Source organism: Anaerolineales bacterium (genome assembly GCA_015075625.1).
Taxonomy (GTDB): Bacteria; Chloroflexota; Anaerolineae; order Aggregatilineales; family UBA2796; genus UBA2796.
In genome coordinates, this window is sequence record JABTTZ010000002.1 from 165,852 (window position 1) to 186,852 (window position 21,001).

Below are 21,001 nucleotides of genomic sequence, written 5' to 3' on the forward strand. Positions count from 1 at the left end.
CACGATACGCTTGAGGGATGAGCTTAGCCTTATTAAAGTGGTGTATACGTTGTCCTCTCTCTTAAAAACAACCTTGCGCGGACAGTCCGCCCAATCGCTGACTATTGGCATCTTCATTGGTGCTATCGCGGTGAGTCTCGCTCTGCTTCTTGTGATCGCTGGTCCGGTGATTGCTTTCGGGGCGGTCTTGGGGATGGGCGCAGGGCTGTACATCCTAACAAACTTGACTGCCGGACTATACGCCGTTTTTGCTGTTGTGGCGCTTTTGCCCTTTGCCACACTTCCCGTCCGTGTGGCGCTGACGCCAACCATCCTTGACCTTGCCCTTGCCGGGTTTCTTCTTGTTTACCTATTCCAATGGATGACCGCCAAACGCCCACGCTTTCGGCTCGTCCCAGCGGGGGCGTTGATCCTTCTTTTCGCCGGATTCATGCTCTTTAGTTTTGTTGCTGGGTTGGGTCACGCCGCCCTCACAGCGAACATCTTACGCAAATTTGCCGAAATGGTCGTCACCGTTTGCCTACCGATTGTCTTGATCGATGTCTTGCGTGATGCCCAAGTCCTTCGCCGTGCCACCCTTGTGCTTGTCCTCATGGGTGCGGCACAAGCCCTGATTGGCGTTGGACTCTACGCATTGAATGACACCACTGCCGAGCGTGCGCTCAACGCCCTTGGACGGTTCGGCTACCCGCAGGGAGGGGTGATCCGCTACGTAGAAGACGACCCCTCGCAAGGGGAACGCGCCATTGGGACATGGGTTGACCCGAATGCCTATGGTGGTTTTTTGCTCATGATCGGGGCGCTCGCCGGAGTACAGGCGCTCTCCACACGTCCCGTCACTGGAAGTAGTCGGCTAGGGCGGGGCGCTGCGTGGGGAATATGCATTCTCGTTGGTGGGGCGGTCTTACTCACCGGATCACGCGGGGCGCTCTTGGCGCTTGGGGTCGCCGTACTTTTCGTCGCCGTGCTGCGCTATCGCTGGCTTTTGGTAGCGGGAGTCATCGGCGGACTTATCGTGCTTTCCTTACCCTTTATGCAGCGCTACCTAGAGCGGCTCTCGGAGGGGTTTGCGGGGGAAGACCTCGCCACCCAAATGCGTTTTGGCGAATATAAAGATGCCCTTACGCTCATCGGGCGCTATCCGCTGATCGGGGTTGGTTTTGCTGGTTCGCCAGATCGAGATATTTATCTCGGCGTCTCCAGTACCTATTTGAAGATTGCTGGCGCAACAGGATTAACCGGACTCGGTTTGTTTTTGCTGACGATGGCGGAGGTTTTCCGCTATGGGCTGCGGCGTTGGCGTGCCATTCGCGCCGATCCTGATCTGCTCCCCATTTGGCTCGGGGCGACGGCGGGCATTGTCGGAGCGCTCATCAGCGGTGTCGTGGATCACTACTACTTCAATCTGGAGTTTCAAGGGGCGGCTACGATGCTTTGGGTTTTCGTCGGGCTGTCATTGGCGGCAGCCCGAACGGTGTCGGATAATGGACTCATAATTCACAAAATCACCGTTCCACCTCGCCGTTTCACTCGTTGATATTACCAAGAAGGAATATTTCGCTATGTTCCGCACCATTCGGATTGTCGTGCTGGTCGCCGTACTTGCCCTTAGCCTCACCTTCTTTCTTTCTGAAAATGCGCCTATCCATGCCCAACCATCGCTCCCCCTTGAGGCGTGTACTCTAAAATTTGGGATTGGTGAGGCGGCGCGGGATGCGGATGCCCAATGTGGGACATTTAGCGCCCCTGAAGATTGGGAAAATGCAGCGGGCAAGCACATCACCCTAAAAATCGTTGTGATTCCGGCAAAGAGGGAAGGCTCAAATGCCCCACCCATTTTCCATTTGGAAGGCGGACCCGGTGCAGGGGCGATCAAACAATTTCAGGAAACCTGGTTTGCCGCCTATGAAAGGCTCAATCAGGATCATGCGATTGTCTTGATTGACCAACGCGGGACGGGCGGCTCAACATCGATTGATTGTAAGGAAATCAGCGATCAGGCATTAGCAGATTTAGAAAAAGCAACAACCCCCGACATCGATATAACGACCAATCGGGAACGTCTTGCCGCCTGTTTAGAACGTGTCTCAGCGATTATGGATCCGGCGAAAGTGACCAGTGCCGCCCTTGCCGATGACACGAACGCCGTCCGCGCTGCGCTTGGCTACGAGAAAATCTTCCTCTACGGATCGTCCTATGGAACATGGCTGGCGCAGGTTTACCTAAGCCGCCACCCGGAAACCGTCGCCGGAGCGGTTTTAGAGGGTGTTGTTGCCCCTTCGGATAAACCTTGGATCACGGTGGCGAATTACCGAGATACGGCGCTCCAAAAGGTATTCACCCTCTGTCAGGCAGATGCCGCTTGCAATGATATTTTCCCTGACCTTCCGGCGAAGATGGACAAGGCGCTCAGCCGTTTTGCTGGTGAGCCTATCCGCACCAGTGGGACAAGTTCCTACACCGGAAAATCCTACCCAATCACGATGACGAAAGAGCGTTTCCTCGAATCGCTGATAGCCATGATCAACCAAGGACCGATTCTTGGCTATATTCCTCAAGTGATTACCCAAGCCGGAAGCGGTATCTATACGCTGCCCGCCTCCATCTTAATCGCCAGCGCGGAGACGGAACTTTCCTATGGTATGTATTTCAGCATCGTCTGTGCCGAGACGGTGGCGTTCCTCACGCCGGCAGAAATTGCCGAAGGGAAACAAAATGCCTTTTACGGTACGTCAGATGGGGTGATTGATTTGCTCGTCCAAAGCTGCCAAACGTGGCGCAGCGCCGAATTAGAGCCAATCCCTGCTCTTGAAACAGATATTCCGATCCTCATGTTCAGTGGGGCGTTCGATTCGCAGACACCGCCGCAGTTTGCCGAAAATGCCGCCAAACGACTGACGAACAGCCAACTGATCAGTTTCCCCTATCAGGGTCACGGGGTGTTGCCGTTCAGTAAATGCGCCCAAAACCTGACAGCGGTGTTCCTTGCCAACCCTAGCGAGGTGAAAACGCTGGATACATCTTGTGCGGGGCGTGATGTGAAACCCATTTTCAATGGGGCGTACTTGGTCAAGTTTACTGAACTTGCCGATCCCATCAGTGGGCGTCGCTACACACTGCCGGAAGGCTGGCGCTACCGTCAAGCAGAGACTCCAACATCGCCCTTTGCCTACTTTATCAGTCAAGATGACTTGCAATCCATTGGTTTTGCCCGCGTAGAGGGTGCGGTGACTACCGAACGCCTACCCGAATTCGAGGCGCTCATCGGGACTGAATACAATGCGACGCTCACCTTGCAGGCATCCTTAAACTCGTTTGGGGTGACCATTGCCCAGTATGCCTTCAGCACAGCAGAGGAAGGGTTCACCGGTGCGCTGGTCATTATTGGCGGCGGGTTGACCGGAAGCAGCACAACCAGTTTGCTGTGGTATGCCGCACCCAATAACACCTTCACGGCAACCTTCGAGCCGATCCTGACGAATGTCTTGTTTTCCTTGATGAGTCCGTAGCACAATCAAGCGACTAGCATTATCTATTCACAAGGATACACCCATGACCACTTACCCTGATCTTCACGGGAAAACCGCCGTGATCAGCGGCGCAGGCGGCAATCTAGGGATCGCCGTCGTCCGCCGTTTGGTCGCTGAAGGCGCAGTGCTCGCCCTCATTGATATGAACGCCGCCGGGCTAGAAAAACGTCTTGCCGAAAACAATCTCGATCCCGCCCCCATGACAATTATCGGCGGGGTGGATTTGGGTAAAAAAGCCGATGCCGACTCTGCTGTCGATCAGATCATGGCAGCACGCGGACGGATCGACGTTCTGATCAACATCGCCGGTGGATTTAAGGCGGATGGACCCGTTCACGATATGCCTGAGGCGGTTTGGGACTCACTAATCACGTTGAACCTAAAGACGGCGGTACTCCTGAGTGCCGCCGGAGCGCGGGCGATGATTGCTGGTGGGCGTGGCGGGCGCATTGTGAATATTGCGGCACGGGGCGGGTTGACCGGAATTCCCGGCATCGCTGCCTACAGCGCCAGCAAGAGCGCCGTCTTGCGCCTGACCGAGAGCATGGCAGGCGAGCTTATGGGGCATCAGATCACGGTGAATGCCGTCTTGCCTAGCGTTATTGATACCCCCCAAAACCGTGCGGCAAATCCCGATGAGGACTACAGCAAGTGGGTTTCCCCTGATTCCCTAGCGGATGTGATCGCATTTCTCGTTTCGGCGGCAGCGCGGGATATTAGCGGAGCTTCGATTCCAGTTTATGGACGGGCGTAAACGAGTGATCCTTGCGGCGCTGATTACCCTAGCTGCTCTAATGACCATCACCGGATGTCGTCCTGCCGCGCCAACGCCAACGCCGCTTCCCCCAACCCCGGCACGGATCGTCGTCACCATGCCGCCGCGCCCAACCACCACCTCTGTGGAGGTGCTGGACAAAGTGCGCGGCAAGGTAGATGCGCCTATTACATGGACTCTCTACGGCAATTTTCGTGCCGAGGCGTCGGTTACCCTTGCCCGCAACCTCTTGATTCTCATTGAGCGCTACCCCGATCAGGTGCGCCTTGTGTGGCGGCATTACCCAACGCGGGGCGATGCGCTCTCCCTATTAGCCGCAAGCGGGGCAGAGGCGGCGGGCGCACAGGGAAAGTTTTGGGAGATGCACGATACCCTTCTCGCCACACGGGGGGAGTGGTTCAACGCCACACCTACACTCTTTCGGGAACTATTGACGCAGTATGCAGCGCAAAGCGATGTCCCCGATTTGGCAGCCTTTAACGCCGCACTGGATAAGAAAACCTACGATGCGCCCTTAGAACAAGCGATTCGGGCGGCAGGGGCGCGGGGCTTTCGTTCCAGCCCGGCGCTCATGCTGCAAAATCGCCCTTATGGCGGGCGCATCGATGAATTTGGCTTGGACAGTGCCGTTCAGTTGATTCTTCTCAAAGAGCACCAATTCTCGAAACAACCCCCTTTTGAGATTGACCCCAACAAGCGCTACCGGGCGACACTCATCACCGCCAAAGGGGAGGTCGAGATAGAACTCTTTACCCAAACCGCGCCAGTGACGGTGAATAACTTCGTTTATCTTGCTCGGCAAGGTTGGTACGATGGAATCACCTTTCATCTTGTGACGCCGGAACTCGTCCAGACGGGTGATCCCAGTGGGACGGGCGAGGGGACAGCCGGGTACACCATTTTTGATGAAGCGGACAATGGCTTGACCTTTGATCGAGCGGGACTCGTGGCGATGGCAAGCCAACGCGGGGTGCGCAACAGCGGGAGTTCGCAATTCTTCATCACCTTAGGCATTATGCCCCCCGAAGGCTACAACGGGGAGTTCGCCATTTTTGGGCAAGTCACAAAGGGGATGGATGTTCTGCGTTTGCTGCGCGAACGGAATCCCTTTGATCTCCTTCGCTTTCCCAACCCTCCCCCCGGCGATGCCTTGCTGCGCGTTATCATCACCGAAAGTGCGTTGGGCGAGTGACCACCACAACCGAAACATTCCTTTTGGGGTTGGTGATTTTTCTTCTTGTTTGGGGAGGGATTGTCTCTTTCGGGGCAATGCGCCTACTGCGGCGTCGGCGGCTGCGCCAAGCGACAACCCCCAACGCACACGGCATGGGGTATGAGACAATCACTTTTTCCGCACGGGATGGTACCCCCCTCGTGGGGTGGTGGATTCTTGCCCCGCCATCCACACAGGATGAAATGCCAAGCACAGCAAGCACAGTGATCCTCTGTCACGGCTCAGAAGGGAGTATGGATCATTGGCTGCCCCTTGCCAGGGTCCTTCATCAGGCGGGGTTCAATGTGTTTCTCTTTGACTTTCGGGCGCACGGACGCTCTGGCGGGCGGCACACCACCTTTGGCATGTACGAACGCGATGATTTATTGGGCGCGATAGATGTTTTGGCTGAACGGGGTATCACACGGGTAGGCGTTTGGGGGGTCAGCATGGGCGCGGCGACGGCGCTGCTGACTGCCGCACAAATGGGAAAACCATCCTCCATCGCCGCTCTTATTGCTGATGGAAGTTTTGTCTACCTCAAACGGACAATCGCCCGGCGCATCCACTTTTGGGGCATTCCCCACTGGCTTGGTTGGCATATTGCGGCGTGGATGCTAGTTGTGGCAGGGGTAAGAACACACGGGCGCATGGATCAGGTCGATCCCATCCTCTGGTCAAAGCACATCTACATCCCAGTTTTGTATATTCATGGCGGGCTGGATTGGCTGACGACTACCGCCGAGGCAAGTCTTTTGGTGGCACAAACCCCCGCCCCCCATGAATTTTGGATTGTCCCTGATGCCCGTCACGGTGAAACCGCCACAAAATATCCCGACGACTACGCGGCGCGGATTGTGGGGTGGTTTCAGCGCTGGCTCTAGCCGCTCTGTCCTGTTGGGTGGGGATTTACCGCCCTCCGGCGATGCTCGGAATGATGCGCAGTTTGTCGCCCGGCTCAACGGGGGTTTCCACGCCATCACGGTAACGAATGTCTTCTTCACCCAGAAACACATTCACAAAATTGCGTAGGTCGTTCCCGTTGTAAAGATGGGGGCGCAGATCGGGGTACTGTGCGGTTAAGTCGCTCAGAAGCGCCCCGACGGTCTCGCCATTCACATTCACCTCAGCGTTGCCGCCCGTATAGACGCGGAGAGGCGTCGGAATCTTGATTGTTGCCATCGTCTGCTAGTGTCCTTTTGCTGGTGGGTTTATCTTGGGTGATCCCCTGAAGGATCATGCGCGACTGATCTTACCTGATTCTTTGAGTAGGAAAAGGGTGCATCTACACAGCCTATCCATTTTGGATAGCGCCGCAAGAACCCTCTCCGGCGGGATTTTGACAGCCTTGCTAGGCGGACTTAAAATCCCGTTAATGCGCCCTATGCGCAGACCGTTCTAAAACTCGCTTTAAGGGGTCATTTTCACCATGAAAGAGTACACCACAGAGTTTATTCGGAATGTTGCGCTGGCAGGACATCAGGGATCAGGCAAGACGAGCCTGATCGAAGCCCTGTTGTTCACCACCGGCGCAGCCACAAGAATGGGCAGCATCACCGAGGGAAACACCGTTTCCGATTATGACGATGATGAAAAAGCGCGGCAGCTATCGCTTAACACCTCGATTATCCCCATCGAATTTGACAACCACAAAATAAATCTGATGGACACCCCCGGCTACACCGATTTTCAAGGGGAGATGAAAAACGCTATCCGCGTCTGTGACTGTGTGGTTGTTGCCGTTGATGCCGTATCGGGTCCGCAAGTGGGTACGGAACTGGCATGGCAGTTTGCCGATGAATTCAACCAACCGCTAATCGTCGTGATCAACAAAATCAACAGAGAAAATGCCAGTTATGAACGCACCGTCGAGGCGCTCCGTGTGCGTTTTCCCGACTACAAGTTTATCCCTGTGATTCTCCCCATAGGCGAAGGTCCAGAGTTTCAGGGGGTGATCAACGTCCTCACCCAGAAGGCGTATTACGGGATCGGAAAAGATCGCACCGATCCGCCGGCTGACATGGTTGCGGGGATTGAAGAAGCCCATAAGAATTTGGTTGAGGCGGCGGCAGAAGCCACCGACGAACTTATCAACAAATATTTCGAGACACAAGAACTCACCTTTGAGGAAATCCGCGATGGGATGCGCCTTGCTGCCCGCGATGCAAATCTCAAGACGGTTCCTGTCTTTGTGGCGGCAGGGGCGGCAAATAGTGGCACATACCCGCTTTTGGAGGCAATGCTCGTCTACGTTTCCCCGCCCTCCCAACGCCGTGTAAGCCTGACCAAAGAGGGCGAAAATCCTGTTGATTTTCTCATGCCTCCGCAGGGCGACGACGGTCCGTTGGCAGCGTTTGTCTTTAAAACCGCCTATGATAAATTTGTGGGGACATTGAGCTACTTCCGAATCTTCAGCGGGAAAATGGAGAGCGGGGTAACCTATTTCAACGCCGAACGCGGACGGGAAGAACGCTTTACACAGCTTCTCGTTCTTCGTGGCAAGGAACAAATTCCTGTTTCTGTCCTGCACGCCGGTGATATTGGGGCAGTGGCAAAACTTTCTGAGACTCAAACCAGCGACACTATCTGTCGGCGGGAAAAACCCTATCGTATTCGCAAGCCAATTTACCCTGCTCCGGTTTACTCGGTTGCCCTTGAACCCAAAACACAGCAAGACGGAACGAAAATGGGAGCAATCCTCACCCAGCTAACGCACGCTGATCCAACGCTCCAATGGCGGCAGGCAGCCGATACGCGCCAAGTTGTCCTCAGCGGCATGGGTGATATTCACATTGCAGTCACGCTCAGCCGTGCTGAGCGTTTGGGATGTAACCTGAGTGCCTCCATCCCGAAAGTTCCTTACCGCGAAACGGTCATGAAAACGGGGAATGGGCATTATCGTCACAAGAAGCAAACGGGCGGGGCGGGGCAGTTTGGCGAGGTTTTTCTCCGTGTTCAGCCGCAAGAGAGCGGCGCAGGGTTCAGCTATGAAAATGAAACGGTGGGGGGGTCGATTGCTCATAGTTTCATCCCCTCTATCGAAAAGGGTATTCGGCAGGTGTTAGAGACGGGCTTGCTCGGCGGCTACCCGATTGTCGATGTTGCCGTCGCCGTGACCGATGGCAAAATGCACCCCGTCGATTCCAAAGACGTTGCCTTCCAAATTGCCGGACGGGGAGCGTTTAAGGAAGCCTTTATGCAAGCCTCGCCCGTTTTGCTTGAACCGATTATGGAACTGCGGGTGATTGTCCCAGAGGAATCGATGGGAGATGTCATTGGCGACCTCAGCACCCGACGCGGACGGGTGCAGGGGATGGACACTGAAAAAGGACGGAGCATCGTCACCGCCGAAGTGCCGCTGGCGGAAATTCAACGCTACAGCAACGATCTGCGCTCGATGACTGGCGGACGGGGGATTTATACGGCAGCCTTCCTCCGCTACGAAAGTGTCCCCACAAATGTGGCGCAGCCGATCATCAACGCCCACAAACCCCACGCCGACGAGGAAGAATAGAGCGGCGCAATCTGCCACGTGGGGCGAGGGCTGTCGTCTTTGCCCCTCGTCCCCCCAACTCTGAGGAGAGGACATATTTGGAAGGCGGGTTGAAAAATAGGGAGTTCATCGTTCAAACTGGAAATCGATCAAGAAACCCAGTGAGGAACGATGAACTACAAACTACTGTACCAATTAGAGCAGCACTTGTCAGCCCATCTACCGTGTTTCAATAGTTGGCAGCCGCAAAATGTAAGCCTGTTTAGCTATGGGGTGATTCAAGCGGAGAGCTGTCAGCAAGGAGCGATTGCGCGGGCGGTGAGTTGCGGGGAGCAGGTAGAGAGTACGGCGCGGCGCTTTCGCCGCTGGCTCGCTAATAAAGCGCTCGACCTAACAGCCTTTTTTGCCGAAGGACAGGTGGAGATGATTCGCGCCCTGCTGGAAGCAGCATCTCGCCAACCGGCTGGTTCTGTTGACCATTGCCTACACGTGGGTGGTCGCCCTCGGCAGCCAAGCCGTTGCTGCTGGCATCGCCCAACCGCTCGTTCGTCGTCCCGACGGGTCGTTCCGGCGGCTCTGGAGCTTGTTTCGGGAAGGCTTGCGCTACTTCGTGCAAGTTGTTCAACGCCAAACCTTGTGTTTAGGATTACCCTTTATCCCAGACATAAGGTTTACTTGAAAACATGTCCTCTCCTCAGCCGTAGACAGGGAAAGGCGACTGCTCCGCAGTAACCGGGGGGATAGGGGTTCTGAACCAAAATGCCAACACAGCCTAGTTGCGGACACGCCCTAAAGGGGAGGAATGTTATTGCAGTACCCTCACTGGTTGGGCTGCAACCAGCCTTCTTACAAGAAGAGCGGGCGTCGTTCGTTTACCCCTTGATCACCAGCCCCTAGCCCATCGGTAAGTATATCGTGATAAGCAGGGCTGTCAGCCACTAAGGGGTCAATCTCCTTGAAAAATGCTGTAGGTTTCGGAAGGGGTCGGAGCTTGTTGAGAACGTTCCAATGCATCGCTTGTCATTTCATCGAGCCACATCTCTTCTACCGTTTCAATTTTTGCGGCGTGTGCGGCACGGGCAAGCGTTTGCGCCCCAATAGGGGAGGTCAGTAAAAACAACCCCCCTAAAGTAATCAACTTGATGGCAAGTAACCCATCACCAAAGGCAAGGGCAACTCCCAACAAAAGCAATCCACTGCCTAGTGTGCTTGCTTTTGTCGCTGCGTGCATCCTCAGGTAGACATCGCCAAAGCGGATCAATCCCCACGTTCCCAAAAGCATAACACTGACGCCAAACAAAAGCATCCCTGACGCTAACCATTCGCCTAACGTCATTTGAATAACCCCCTTCTTGGAATCTCCAGTGTTTTTCGGCGTAGATCGTGGCGTTCAAGGGTCGTTTTGCCCTTCACCCCCCGTTCCAAATAGATACCGATCACCACCACACTGAGAAACCCAACAATGGCAGTCACAATGACGAGATCAATCAGCGCCCGTTGGTTGCTTCGCAAGGCAAAGACAACCACGAAAGCAATCACATGGAGGGAAACCTGATCGGCAGCGACAGCGCGATCTGGGAGCGAGGGTCCACGCACCAGACGATATGCGGCTAAGATCAGCGAAAGCAAAATCAGATAACTTACAAGGGTCAGCACCCCGCTAAAGGCAGGACTCATCACACTCCCTCCCTCATCTACAGCGTCCTAGCGGGGTTGTTCCCGCTAGGGGGTTAACACAACCTCATGCTCCCGCCCTCCGTGCTGAATGCGAAAGCGAACCTTGCGCCAATGGGGAGGAAAATGAGGGGTAGTAGTAACCCCTTTATCCGCCAATTTTAAGCCACAGAAGCCAAAAACCACTGCTTGCCACAGCCCACCCGCCGCCGCCGCGTGAATGCCATCATGGACATTCCCTTTGAGGTCGTCAAGGTCGATTGCCGCCGCATAACTGAGCATGTGGTAGGCGTCATCCATGTTCCGCAGACGTGCGGCAACTTGGGCATGGGTGGCTGGACTCAACGACGAACCATGATCGGCAAGCGGGTAGTAAAACGCCCAATGCTTGGCTTGTTCTTCGGGGGTCATGATAGCATCCCCAAGAAGCGCTATAAGCATAACAAGGTCTGCCTGTTTGATCACCATTTGGTTTTGGATGGCGTGATGCCCAACGATTGCATCGTAGTTCGCCACCTTTGGCGTCCAAAGGCTGAGATCAACCGGTTCAAGATTGAAGAAGCCGTCGTACTGCTCGATCAGCCCATCAGCACGGGTGGGAATATACATCTTTTCGGCAATGGTTGCCCATGTTTCAAGCTGTGCCGGGGTAATGCTCAACCGTGTTAAAAGCGCCTCACCCGCTTTGGTGTAGTTGCTTTGCACCCACCGGGCAACGCGGATCGCCGTTTGTAAATGCCACCGCACCATGCTGTTTGTGAAAGCGCTGTTGTTCACATTGTCGTGATATTCATCGGGTCCGATTTGCATGGAGAGTTCGTAGCGGTCTTTATCTGCCTTGTATTCGACGCGGCTGCCCCAGAATACCGCCGTGTCAAGGACGATCTCTGCCCCATAGCGGGCAAACCACGCATGATCGCCTGTCCACTCCCAGAACATCATGACGGCGTAGGCAACATCAGCGCTGATATGCTGTTCGTTATCGCCCGTCCAAATGCGGATGCGCGATCCATCGGGGAGGGGGTGCGTCCACTGCGGCGTGGTTTCCTCGCCCGTATCGGTACTTTCCCAGGGGAACATCGCCCCTGCATAGCCTGCTTTTTTTGCCTTATTTCGCGCTCCGGGCAGATTGTGATAGCGGTACATGAGCAGGTTTCGGGCAAGTTCTGGTTGGGTCAAAATAAGCGGTGGGATGATGAACAGTTCGGTATCCCAAAAAACATGCCCCTTGTAGCCCGGACCAGAGAGCGTTTTCGCCCCGATGCTGGCGCGTTCTTCGTGGCGGGGGGCGGCAATGAGGATATGGTAAGTGGTGAAGCGCAGCGCCCGTTGAAGCGGTTCGTCGCCTTCAATCTCAATATCAGAGGCGTGCCAATATGCCGCCCACTGCGCCTCGTGTGCGGCTTTCAGGGCGTCGTAACCCTCTCCCTCAGCCGCAGCGAGAGTGGTCTGGCAGGCGACAATGGGGTCGGCAGCATCACGGCTGGTATGAATGGCACTCAATTTGACGATAACGAATGCCTCGTTTTTCGTCATGTCGCCTTCCGCCTGAAGGGTTGGACGATCTCCCCCCACCAGAGTGATTTGACCCTCGCTCCCCAGCAGCGCCGACATGACGGCAACCTCGTAGGCGCTTTGGGTGGTGATGCCCTTTGCCGCGACGCGCCCCTTAACAGCCGTATTCGTCAGGGATGCCCAGTGGTTGACGCCCTCCTTCGTTGTGCTGTGATCGACATAGCCACAGACGCGCACCAAGGCGTTTCCTGTCAGGGGGCGAACGCTCACCCGCTGCACAAGAAGGTGTTGATTTTCCAAACTAGCGAAGCGCTCAAAAAGAAGCTGCACCACTGTCCCCTTCGTCGTTTGCCACAAAACCCCCCGCGTAAGCGTTGCCGTCTTGAGATTCAAGGCTCGCTCGTAGCCGAGAACTTTGCTCGTTTTCTGGCTGAATTCCTCGCCATCAACGACCACCCGCAGGGGGAGCGGATTGGGGCAGTTGACCAGATCGGGAACAAGATCGCCATCAGCATGGTTGAAAATCCCATGCACCAGCGTGGAAACCATGGATCCGGGGTAATCTTCCTCAAAAGTCCCGCGCAGCCCCATATAGCCATTGCCAATGGTGTAGATCGTCTCCGTATGCGCCAACTTAAAGGGATTAAAAGGGGCATCCCCTATCCGCCATGTCCGCTCTTCTGCCGAATAAATCGCCATGCTGAAAGCCTCCTAAACCAATGAATTCTGAATCTGACGCCCACTTGATTCCCTGATAATGAGATTAGGGGGCAAGAGCAAGCCATCCACAAGAGAGGACGTTCGCCCTTCGATGTGATCGATAAGCCGTTCCACAATGAGCGAGGCAATCTCCAATACGGGCTGGCTAAGCGTCGTCAAAGTGGGGGTGAGGTGCTGTCCGCTGGGATCATCGTCAAAGCCTGTGACGGCAATATCGCCCCCAACCGATAGCCCCGCTGCCTGAATTGCCTTCATCACCCCAATGGCAAGGGTGTCACTGATGCATACAATTGCCGTTGGGCGCAGTGGGGGCGGAAGCCGAAGCAGGTGCTGTGTGGCAGCAAAGGCATCTGCGGTGTAGTTCTCACTGTGGACAATCCAATCCGGGTGGGGGCTGATCTGCGCCCCCGCAAGGGCAAGGTGGTAGCCTTCCAGTCGCTCATCGCCACTCAACGAACCGGGGGGCCAGCCCATTGCCCCAATGCGTTTATGCCCTAGTTCAAGAAGGTGATTGACCACCGCCTTAACGCCCTGTCGCCCATCGACATCGACATAGGGAAACTGCCAATCATCATTTGCCCGTCCAAAGGCGACAAAGGGAACATTCATATCCATAAGCCAACGCACACGCGGATCATCACGGTTGGTATCGGCAATGATGAAGCCATCGACCCGATTTGTCTGGACAAGTTCTAAAAAGGGGCGGGTCACTTGATCGGCGGGCTGAACAAAGGTCAGCACGTGGTAGCCATACGCCTCAGCCGTTTGCGCCATCGCATAGGTAAAGCGATCCAAGACGGGGTTGGTATCATCGGGGGCAACGGTGTGCCAGGGATAGCCAATCAGACGGGTTCGACTGGCTTGAAGGTTACGGGCGGTGCTGTTCGGGCGATAGCCCAGTTGTTTGGCGGCACGCAGCACCCGCTCACGGGTTTCGGCGCTCACCGGCGAACTGTTATTAAGAACGTAAGAAACCGTCGCAATGGAGACACCCGCCGCATGAGCCACATCATGAATGGTCACATTCAGACGGTAGCCAAGCGTCTCTGCCGCCGTGAACACGGCGTTTTGGGTGGCGGCATCCGCCTCATCCTGACGGCTCAGAATACGGTAGGCGGTAATCACAGAGACATTGCATTGTTCGGCAATATCACGCAAGGTTGGTGTTGGCATAGGGCAAAATGACTTTGGGTATAGAGCTAATTAAACGTTTAAGTAACCTATGAGAGACTATAAACCAACGTGAAACAGTTTGTCAACCAAGTCATGAGAGGGTTAGGCGGGGATGAGGTATACACAGGACTCCGCATCGTCGGCAATCCGTCCCATGCTGCGGGGGACAACGCCTACCAATCCAGAGATGAGGCGCATATCCATGACACACAAGTCGCTTTGTGCCGAAGAAAGCTGGTGGTAAGGGCAGTTCTGCGTTTTTAATAGATAGCCCTCTGGACACCGTTCCCATGTTGCCTCGTAGCCTTGCTCGTTCAGGTAGGTGACAACGTGATTGAGCCGTTCGGGGAGGGGAACGCCAGCCAGGTGAGCGAGGCGCGAATTGGTAACCATCTGGTCGGCAACCCCTTCAAGAATCACATTCACATGGGGGCTGCCAAGTTGTGTTTTAAGCTGTTCTAAGAGGGCTGCCATGATGTTTTGGTAATTGTTGGGGAAGGTGCTGAGCGCTTTTTCTGTCAGTTTGTAGACGTATTGGGGTCGCCCCGGCGCCCCACTGCGGCGCAAAACAGGCGGGGAGAGCAGGTCTTCCTCGCGCAGAATATCGAGATGATGGCGCACGGTCACAGCGGTGATGGTGTGCTGCATCCGCTGGCGCAGTGCGGTGACAATTTCCTCAACCGTCGCCTCCCCCTGGCTGCGCAAGATTTCTAAAATGCTCTTTCGGGTTGGCTGCATTTCCATAACAAGGGTACTTTCGTCACCAAACTACATCGGCTATCTCTCTAATTATACGATCAATCGTCGTTGAGGCGAGACGAAATCATTCGGATCGGTTTACAATCCTCCTATGAACGTTCTTCATTAGGAAAGACACCGCATGACGACCCGTTTCCGCCTTCTGATCCTCCTCATTGTGAGCGCCCTCCTGATGGGCATCACCACGTCATTCATCCGCGCTCAGGATGACCCAACGAAAATTTCCCGTTTGGGGGAATACCGAGGCTACGGTGAGTCGATCTACGATTCGTGGGTGCGTACCTCACAGTATGTGCCTGTGCGCGATGGGACACGCCTCGCCGTTGATATTGTCTATCCGGCAGAGGGGGGCAAGATCGCCCAGGGGCAGTTTCCCATCCTGTTTGTCCACGAGCGTTACGGACGGGCAGACATCGTAAACGGACAAGCGGTAACGCTGGCAAACTACCTTCCTTTTTGGGCGGTGTGGGTGCGGCATGGCTATGTGTTGGTCGTTGCCGATGTGCGCGGAGGGGGAGCATCGTTTGGCTACCGCACAGGCGAACACACCGACACCGATTCGCAAGACGCCTACGATTTGATCGACTGGCTGGTAGGGCAGTCGTGGTCAAGCGGCAAGGTCGGGATGATGGGCGTCTCGGCAAACGGGATCAGCCAATGGTTAGCGGCGGGGTCGGGACATCCGGCGTTGAAGGCAATCGTCCCCCAAATGACGATTTTCGATCTCTATGATTTTGTCTATCCGGGGGGGATTTACCGCTATGAGTTCTTGCAGGCATGGGCGCGGAACGTTCACCGCTTGGACATTGAGGAAATGCCTGTCCCTGTTGATGAGAGCGAGGCGTACGTCGCCGCACAGGAAGAACACAGCAAAAACCTGAACGTCTACGAATCGTCCAAAGGGCAGCCCTACCGCGACAGCCAATGGGGTGAACCGCCCCACCCCGCCTATGCCGATTGGTCAGCCCACCGGATGGCGGCGCGGATCAACGCGGCAAATACAGTGGCTGTCTATCAGATTGCCGGATGGTACGATATGTGGGCGGGGGCGCAGGCGTTTTGGTACAACAATTTGACCGTTCCTCAGAGGATTGTATTCACGCCCTATTCGCATGGGGCAGGTTTTGTGAAGGGCTGGCAAGCCTTCATTAAACCGCTGGTGAACGATACGTTTGATGATCTCTTTGCCCTCAATTTCCAACTGAACGAACACCTGCGCTTTTTCGATTACCATCTGAAGGGAATCGACAATGGAATCATGGATGAGCCGCCCGTGTGGTATTACACGATGGGCGCTCCGGCGGGTGAGGGGTGGCGTTCGGCAGAGGCGTTTCCGCTTCCCAACGAAGTGCGCACCCCATTTTATCTGGGGCTAGGTGGATCGCTGACCGAGCAAGTGGGCGAACCCTTTGGGGCGTCGTATAGGGTGGATTACAGCACGACGATGGGGACGACGACGCGCTGGCACAACGGACATGGCGGCGCCTTTGGCTACCCTGATATGAGCGCCCAAGCGGAAAAATCGCTCACCTTCACCACTGACCCCTTAAGCGAGGCGATGGAGATCACCGGCTTTCCGGTTGCCCATCTATGGGTGAGTTCCTCCACCGATGATGTGGATGTCTTTGTCTACCTTGAGGAGGTCGATGAGAATGGTCATGCTTACCCACTTGTGGAAGGGATGCTTCGCGCCTCACATCGGAAGATGTCCGACGCCCCCTACACGATGATGGGCTTGCCCTACCAGCGCAGTTTTGCCGAGGACATTCAACCCTTAGTAGCGGGCGGCGATCCAGTGGAATTGGTGATCGGCTTGCTGCCGACTTCCAACATCATCGATGCCGGACACCGGATTCGGCTGCGGATCACAGGGGCGGATAAAGATAATCATCTCACACCGGAGGTTAGCCCGCCGCCGCTGCTCTCGCTTGTTTTTGACGGTGGAGCGCACCCCTCGCGGATTGTGCTGCCCGTGATTCCGGCGGGGAAGTAGCCATGTGCTCTTGGTAGGGAGGTATCCCCTCTACCTAGAGCACATTTTGGTAAGTTAGACCATCTTCAGGGCAGCATTATTTTTTATTTCCACTGTCCAGTAACGGGCAGCCAACCAGCACCTCCCTGACCATAGACGAAGGTGATGTCCGCCTCGCCAGTGGTGTTGCTGTTGCGCAAGAAAAACTGAGAGAGTGCTGGATCGTAAAGCCCCACCGTCGTGATTCCATCCAAATCCCAATCGCCCACTACAGGTAGCCAACCAGACTTTGGGTTGCCATAAAGCACATTGAACGTTTTTCCCGTCGTGTTGCTGTTTCGCAAGGAAAATAGGGTGGTTTGTGGGTTATACCAACCGACGGTTGTCTCGCCATCACCATCCCAATCCCCCGTCACAGGCAGCATTCCCACTTCGCCTAGCACAAACTGAATATCGGCAGTTCCTTCGGTATTCGTGTTGCGCAAATACCATGTGGCAGTGGTTGGATCGACTAACCCTATTGTGATCATCCCATCGCCATCCCAATCGCCCACAATAGGCAGCCAACCAGACTTGGGCGATCCAAAGACCACCGTCAGATCGGCAATGCCTGTGGTGTTGCTGTTGCGCAGAAAAAAGACGGACGTTTCTGGGTCATAAAGACCGGGCGTGTCTACCCCATCGCCATCCCAATCGCCCACAAGGGGCAGCCAGTTGCTCTGTGGGCTGCCAAACGTGACGGTTATATCGGCAACCCCTTCCGAACTTTCGGTGCGAAGGTAGAAATTTGCCTCGGTGGGATTGTACAAACCAATTGTGTCGGGCGTCGTTGTCTGCGCGGATGCCACATGGTGTGATCGATGGTGAGAGAGCGCTACGAAAGTGAGGGCGATTAACACGACTATCAAGCGGCGTGTCTTAGGATATATCATTAATAAACTCCAGTCTAGCGAGGGTATCCACAAAAGGGCGGCGCATAGTGTATCCTAGAGAGTGGGCAGTGATGATGAACGTAGGATGATCGTTTCATGTCCAGCGAAAAGCAGCGGATTGATATCCTTCTGGTGGAGCGCGGGGCGGCGCTCACCCGCGAACTTGCCCGCCGTTACATTATGGCGGGTGAGGTCAGCGTGAATGGGCAGGTGATTGACAAACCCGGCACACGAGTCCCTGCCGATGCGCATATTACCCTTCGGGCTGCGCCACGCTTTGTTAGCCGCGGAGGAGAGAAATTGGCGGCGGCGCTGGACACTTTCAAGATTGCTGTCGAGGGGGCTATCTGCGCCGATGTCGGGGCGAGTACAGGGGGATTCACCGATTGCTTGCTTCAGCGTGGGGCAGCAAAAATCTATGCCCTTGATGTCGGCTATGGGCAGTTGGATTACCGCCTCCGCACGGATGAGCGCATCGTCGTCATGGAGCGCACGAACGCTCGTTATGTAGAGGCGCTTCCCGAACGCCCAACCTTCGTTTGCGTCGATGCCTCGTTCATCTCCCTCCGCTTGCTTCTCCCGGTGATTCGCGGTTGGCTGCCAGCACGGGCGGGGATTGTCACCCTGATCAAACCACAATTTGAGGCGGGGCGTCAGGATGTGGGCAAGAATGGGGTGGTGAAAGATGCGGCGATCCACCGGCGGGTGGTCGCTGAGATTCTGAGTGCGGCGCAAGGGGAAGGGTTTGCCGTGCGCGGGCTGATTCCTAGCCCGCTGATCGGTCCCGCCGGAAATAAAGAATTCCTCGCGTGGTTGGTATGGGGCGAAGGGGAGTCGCTTGATATGGCGGCGGCGATTGCCGAGGCAATCCCTGAAAACACAGGGTGAGCATGGCATTAAGGCAAGTGGTTTTGTCGTGATCTTGCCCGGATGGGCTTGACGCTCCCGCGCCTGTGTGTACAATACGATTATGGGGTGCGCTTTTACGGATTGCCCCAACATATGTCGGCGCATCGCGCAGACGATACGAAACAGAGAGATCGCCCGTTGAGGCGGTCATTTGTTTTTCCCCTCCGATGCCGCCCACGTCGTGGGATGTTTCACCATCCGAAACGGAGAATCACCATGTCCGACCCAATCAATTATCTGACCAAAGAAGGTTATGCCGAACTTGAGGCGCGTCTTGAATACCTGCGCACGGTGCGCCGCGCAGAGGTTGCCGAGCGTCTCCATCTTGCCCTTGACGAAGGCGGTGAACTGGTCGAAAACGCCGAATACGAGGACGCCAAAACAGAGCAAGCTTTCCTCGAAGGGGAGATCATGCGGCTAGAGACAATTCTTAGCCGCGCTGAATTGATTGAGAAAGACACCTCCCCCAAAAAGGGGAAAAAGCCCGAAGTCCGCCTGGGGGATAAAGTGGTCGTTAGCGAAAAAGGGAGTAAAGAGACGGAGACCTTTCACCTTGTGGGCGCGGCAGAGGCAGACCCCCGCAAAGGGCGTATTTCCAACGAAAGCCCCATGGGGCGGGCGCTTTTAGGCAAAAAAGTGGGCGAGAAGATCACTGTCAAAGCTCCGGCTGGCGATATTGTGTACACGATTAAGGGGATTGAGTAGGCACATCCTATGCTTTTTGAACCAAACAAGCTGGAACAAGAACGGCTTGATAAGCTGGAACGGCTGCGGAAGGCTGGCATTGATCCCTTCCCCGGCACAGTCACGCGCACCCACACGATTCAAGCAGCGGTAAAGGCGTTTACCGCTGCCGAACATGCCGCCACACCCGAATCGCTGGCTGCGCCCATTCAAGTGGCGGTATGCGGGCGCTTGAGGTCGATCCGCACGGGGGGCAAGGTTTGCTTTGCCCATATTGAAGATGGCACTGGGCGCGTTCAGCTTTTTATTCGGATTGATTACGTTGGTGAGGACACCTACCAGATGTTCCTCCACGATGTCGATCTGTTTGACTTTTTGAATGTGGAAGGCGTCATGATGCGCACCCGTGCCGGAGAGATCAGCGTTGAGGTGCGCCGTCTGAGCATCATTGTCAAAACGATCAGCCCTTTGCCGGTGGTCAAAACAAGTGAGGTTGATGGGCAAAGCGTCTCGCACGGCGGGTTCACCAATGTCGAAGAACGCTATCGGCAGCGCTACGCCGATCTCGCCGTGAATCCAGAGGTGCGCGAGGTTTTTAAGGTGCGCTCAAAGGTGATCCGCACCATCCGTAATTTTTTGGATGATCAGGGCTTTCTTGAAGTAGAAACGCCCGTCCTTCAGCCCATTTACGGCGGCGCAGCGGCACGCCCCTTCAAGACCCATCACAACCAGTTGAAGCAAGACCTTTTCTTACGCATCAGCTTTGAGCTTTACCTCAAGCGTCTTTTGGTGGGGATGTACGATGCGGTCTACGAAATCGGGCGTGATTTTCGCAATGAGGGAATCAGTTTCAAGCACAACACAGAATTCACCATGCTTGAATGGTATCAAGCATATGTCGATTACACCCATACGATGACCCTTGTCGAGCAGCTTCTTGCCTCGGCTGCCCAAGCTGTGACGGGGACAACCGAAATTACCTATGCGGATCATCTGATTCAATTTGCCCCCCCTTGGCGGCGGTGGGCAATGCGCGACGCGATCCGCGAGATGGCGGGGATCGATTATGTCGATTACCCCGACGCGGAGTCCCTCTCGGCAGCAATGCGGGCAAAGGGCATGACGTTTAAAGAAGGGCTGCCCTGGGGAAAACTGGTGGAGCATCTGCTTAGTGAATTTGTTGAGCCAACCTTGATCCAACCAACGTTCATCTGCGATTACCCCCGCGATATTTCGCCGTTTGCAAAGGGCGTTCCGGGTGACCCGCTCCATGTTCAGCGTTTTGAGTTTTACATCGCAGGCATGGAGTTTGGCAACTGCTTTACCGAGTTGAACGATCCGCTTGATCAGGAGCAGCGTTTCCTTGATATGGCAAAGACCTTCACCAGCGGGGACGATGACGAAACCCTTCTTGATGAAGATTACCTTCGCGCCATGCGGTATGGGATGCCCCCCAACAGCGGGGTTGGGATTGGGATTGATCGGCTCGTCATGCTGCTGACCAATCGGCGAACGATCCGTGAAGTGCTGCTTTATCCCCACCTGCGGGATAAAGAGGAGTAAGTGCAGGGGGTGACGGTAGATGCTGCTGTCGCCCCCCCAACTCTTACACAAGAGAGGGGGTGCTTACCATGCGCCTTTAGCTTTCCCCT

At 55.3% G+C, this 21,001-nt stretch carries 18 protein-coding genes; 10 read left to right on the forward strand and 8 right to left on the reverse strand.

Features of this window, described 5'->3' with window-relative positions:
* Positions 1-49: 49 nt before the first annotated feature.
* Genes HS103_09455 through HS103_09475 form a run of 5 tightly spaced genes read left to right on the forward strand, consistent with a single transcriptional unit; the run spans position 50 to position 6,402 of the window.
* The gene (locus HS103_09455; GenBank protein MBE7513025.1) at positions 50-1,537 is read left to right on the forward strand and encodes an O-antigen ligase family protein; all 1,488 of its coding nucleotides are present in this window, start codon (positions 50-52) and stop codon (positions 1,535-1,537) included.
* A gap of 25 nt (positions 1,538-1,562) precedes the next feature.
* Entirely contained in the window at positions 1,563-3,509 is a 1,947-nt protein-coding gene (locus HS103_09460) for an alpha/beta hydrolase (protein MBE7513026.1), read from the forward strand.
* Between the two features lie 43 nt (positions 3,510-3,552).
* Entirely contained in the window at positions 3,553-4,284 is a 732-nt protein-coding gene (locus HS103_09465; protein ID MBE7513027.1) for an SDR family oxidoreductase, read from the forward strand.
* On the forward strand, positions 4,271-5,497 hold the full coding sequence (locus tag HS103_09470; GenBank protein MBE7513028.1) for a peptidylprolyl isomerase: 1,227 nt from the start codon (positions 4,271-4,273) through the stop codon (positions 5,495-5,497). Before HS103_09465 ends, HS103_09470 begins: the two co-directional genes overlap by 14 nt.
* The gene (locus HS103_09475; GenBank protein ID MBE7513029.1) at positions 5,494-6,402 is read left to right on the forward strand and encodes an alpha/beta hydrolase; all 909 of its coding nucleotides are present in this window, start codon (positions 5,494-5,496) and stop codon (positions 6,400-6,402) included. Before HS103_09470 ends, HS103_09475 begins: the two co-directional genes overlap by 4 nt.
* A gap of 25 nt (positions 6,403-6,427) precedes the next feature.
* Here the strand turns inward: HS103_09475 and HS103_09480 are convergent, their stop codons facing one another.
* On the reverse strand, positions 6,428-6,700 hold the full coding sequence (locus HS103_09480; GenBank protein ID MBE7513030.1) for a MoaD/ThiS family protein: 273 nt from the start codon (positions 6,698-6,700) through the stop codon (positions 6,428-6,430).
* Between the two features lie 247 nt (positions 6,701-6,947).
* Between HS103_09480 and HS103_09485 the strand changes: the two genes are divergently transcribed.
* Complete coding sequence (locus HS103_09485) at positions 6,948-9,032, forward strand: elongation factor G (GenBank protein MBE7513031.1); 2,085 nt, start codon at positions 6,948-6,950, stop codon at positions 9,030-9,032.
* A gap of 352 nt (positions 9,033-9,384) precedes the next feature.
* On the opposite strand, the gene HS103_09490 is transcribed toward HS103_09485, so the two are convergent.
* The 6 genes from HS103_09490 to HS103_09515 form a co-directional block, all read right to left on the reverse strand.
* Entirely contained in the window at positions 9,385-9,636 is a 252-nt protein-coding gene (locus HS103_09490) for a hypothetical protein (protein ID MBE7513032.1), read from the reverse strand.
* A gap of 321 nt (positions 9,637-9,957) precedes the next feature.
* Positions 9,958-10,347 (reverse strand): monovalent cation/H(+) antiporter subunit G, encoded by a 390-nt coding sequence (locus tag HS103_09495; protein MBE7513033.1) that lies wholly within the window; start codon positions 10,345-10,347, stop codon positions 9,958-9,960.
* The gene (locus HS103_09500) at positions 10,344-10,688 is read right to left on the reverse strand and encodes a hypothetical protein (GenBank protein ID MBE7513034.1); all 345 of its coding nucleotides are present in this window, start codon (positions 10,686-10,688) and stop codon (positions 10,344-10,346) included. The genes HS103_09495 and HS103_09500 overlap by 4 nt, the downstream gene beginning before the upstream one ends.
* A gap of 45 nt (positions 10,689-10,733) precedes the next feature.
* Positions 10,734-12,899, reverse strand: coding sequence for a glycoside hydrolase family 65 protein (locus HS103_09505; protein ID MBE7513035.1), 2,166 nt, complete (start codon positions 12,897-12,899; stop codon positions 10,734-10,736).
* Between the two features lie 12 nt (positions 12,900-12,911).
* On the reverse strand, positions 12,912-14,093 hold the full coding sequence (locus HS103_09510; GenBank protein MBE7513036.1) for a LacI family DNA-binding transcriptional regulator: 1,182 nt from the start codon (positions 14,091-14,093) through the stop codon (positions 12,912-12,914).
* A gap of 102 nt (positions 14,094-14,195) precedes the next feature.
* Positions 14,196-14,837, reverse strand: coding sequence for an ArsR family transcriptional regulator (locus HS103_09515; protein MBE7513037.1), 642 nt, complete (start codon positions 14,835-14,837; stop codon positions 14,196-14,198).
* Between the two features lie 136 nt (positions 14,838-14,973).
* Here HS103_09515 and HS103_09520 point away from each other — a divergent pair, with 136 nt between their 5' ends.
* Positions 14,974-16,845 carry a CocE/NonD family hydrolase gene (locus HS103_09520; protein ID MBE7513038.1) on the forward strand — a complete coding sequence of 624 codons (1,872 nt, stop codon included), beginning with the start codon at positions 14,974-14,976 and terminating at the stop codon, positions 16,843-16,845.
* An 83-nt stretch (positions 16,846-16,928) separates the two neighbouring features.
* Here the strand turns inward: HS103_09520 and HS103_09525 are convergent, their stop codons facing one another.
* On the reverse strand, positions 16,929-17,672 hold the full coding sequence (locus HS103_09525) for a hypothetical protein (GenBank protein ID MBE7513039.1): 744 nt from the start codon (positions 17,670-17,672) through the stop codon (positions 16,929-16,931).
* Between the two features lie 180 nt (positions 17,673-17,852).
* On the opposite strand from HS103_09525, the gene HS103_09530 reads away from it, so the two are divergent.
* The 3 genes from HS103_09530 (at position 17,853) to lysS (ending at position 20,912) form a co-directional block, all read left to right on the forward strand.
* Positions 17,853-18,644 carry a TlyA family RNA methyltransferase gene (locus HS103_09530; GenBank protein MBE7513040.1) on the forward strand — a complete coding sequence of 264 codons (792 nt, stop codon included), beginning with the start codon at positions 17,853-17,855 and terminating at the stop codon, positions 18,642-18,644.
* A 237-nt stretch (positions 18,645-18,881) separates the two neighbouring features.
* A complete protein-coding gene (gene greA / locus HS103_09535) occupies positions 18,882-19,370 on the forward strand; it encodes a transcription elongation factor GreA (protein ID MBE7513041.1) in 489 nt (162 codons plus the stop codon).
* Positions 19,371-19,379: 9 nt separating this feature from the next.
* Positions 19,380-20,912 (forward strand): lysine--tRNA ligase, encoded by a 1,533-nt coding sequence (gene lysS / locus HS103_09540; protein ID MBE7513042.1) that lies wholly within the window; start codon positions 19,380-19,382, stop codon positions 20,910-20,912.
* The last annotated feature ends 89 nt before the right edge of the window (positions 20,913-21,001 follow it).

Excerpts from the sequence above, each read along its gene's own strand:
- HS103_09460 (MBE7513026.1), top strand. The coding sequence starts at position 1,563 with ATGTTCCGCACCATTCGGATTGTCGTGCTGGTCGCCGTACTTGCCCTT.
- HS103_09465 (MBE7513027.1), top strand. The coding sequence starts at position 3,553 with ATGACCACTTACCCTGATCTTCACGGGAAAACCGCCGTGATCAGCGGC.
- HS103_09470 (MBE7513028.1), top strand. The coding sequence starts at position 4,271 with ATGGACGGGCGTAAACGAGTGATCCTTGCGGCGCTGATTACCCTAGCT.
- HS103_09480 (MBE7513030.1), bottom strand. The coding sequence starts at position 6,700 with ATGGCAACAATCAAGATTCCGACGCCTCTCCGCGTCTATACGGGCGGC.
- HS103_09485 (MBE7513031.1), top strand. The coding sequence starts at position 6,948 with ATGAAAGAGTACACCACAGAGTTTATTCGGAATGTTGCGCTGGCAGGA.
- HS103_09495 (MBE7513033.1), bottom strand. The coding sequence starts at position 10,347 with ATGACGTTAGGCGAATGGTTAGCGTCAGGGATGCTTTTGTTTGGCGTC.
- HS103_09500 (MBE7513034.1), bottom strand. The coding sequence starts at position 10,688 with ATGAGTCCTGCCTTTAGCGGGGTGCTGACCCTTGTAAGTTATCTGATT.
- HS103_09505 (MBE7513035.1), bottom strand. The coding sequence starts at position 12,899 with ATGGCGATTTATTCGGCAGAAGAGCGGACATGGCGGATAGGGGATGCC.
- HS103_09510 (MBE7513036.1), bottom strand. The coding sequence starts at position 14,093 with ATGCCAACACCAACCTTGCGTGATATTGCCGAACAATGCAATGTCTCT.
- HS103_09515 (MBE7513037.1), bottom strand. The coding sequence starts at position 14,837 with ATGGAAATGCAGCCAACCCGAAAGAGCATTTTAGAAATCTTGCGCAGC.
- HS103_09520 (MBE7513038.1), top strand. The coding sequence starts at position 14,974 with ATGACGACCCGTTTCCGCCTTCTGATCCTCCTCATTGTGAGCGCCCTC.
- HS103_09530 (MBE7513040.1), top strand. The coding sequence starts at position 17,853 with ATGTCCAGCGAAAAGCAGCGGATTGATATCCTTCTGGTGGAGCGCGGG.
- greA (MBE7513041.1), top strand. The coding sequence starts at position 18,882 with ATGTCCGACCCAATCAATTATCTGACCAAAGAAGGTTATGCCGAACTT.
- lysS (MBE7513042.1), top strand. The coding sequence starts at position 19,380 with ATGCTTTTTGAACCAAACAAGCTGGAACAAGAACGGCTTGATAAGCTG.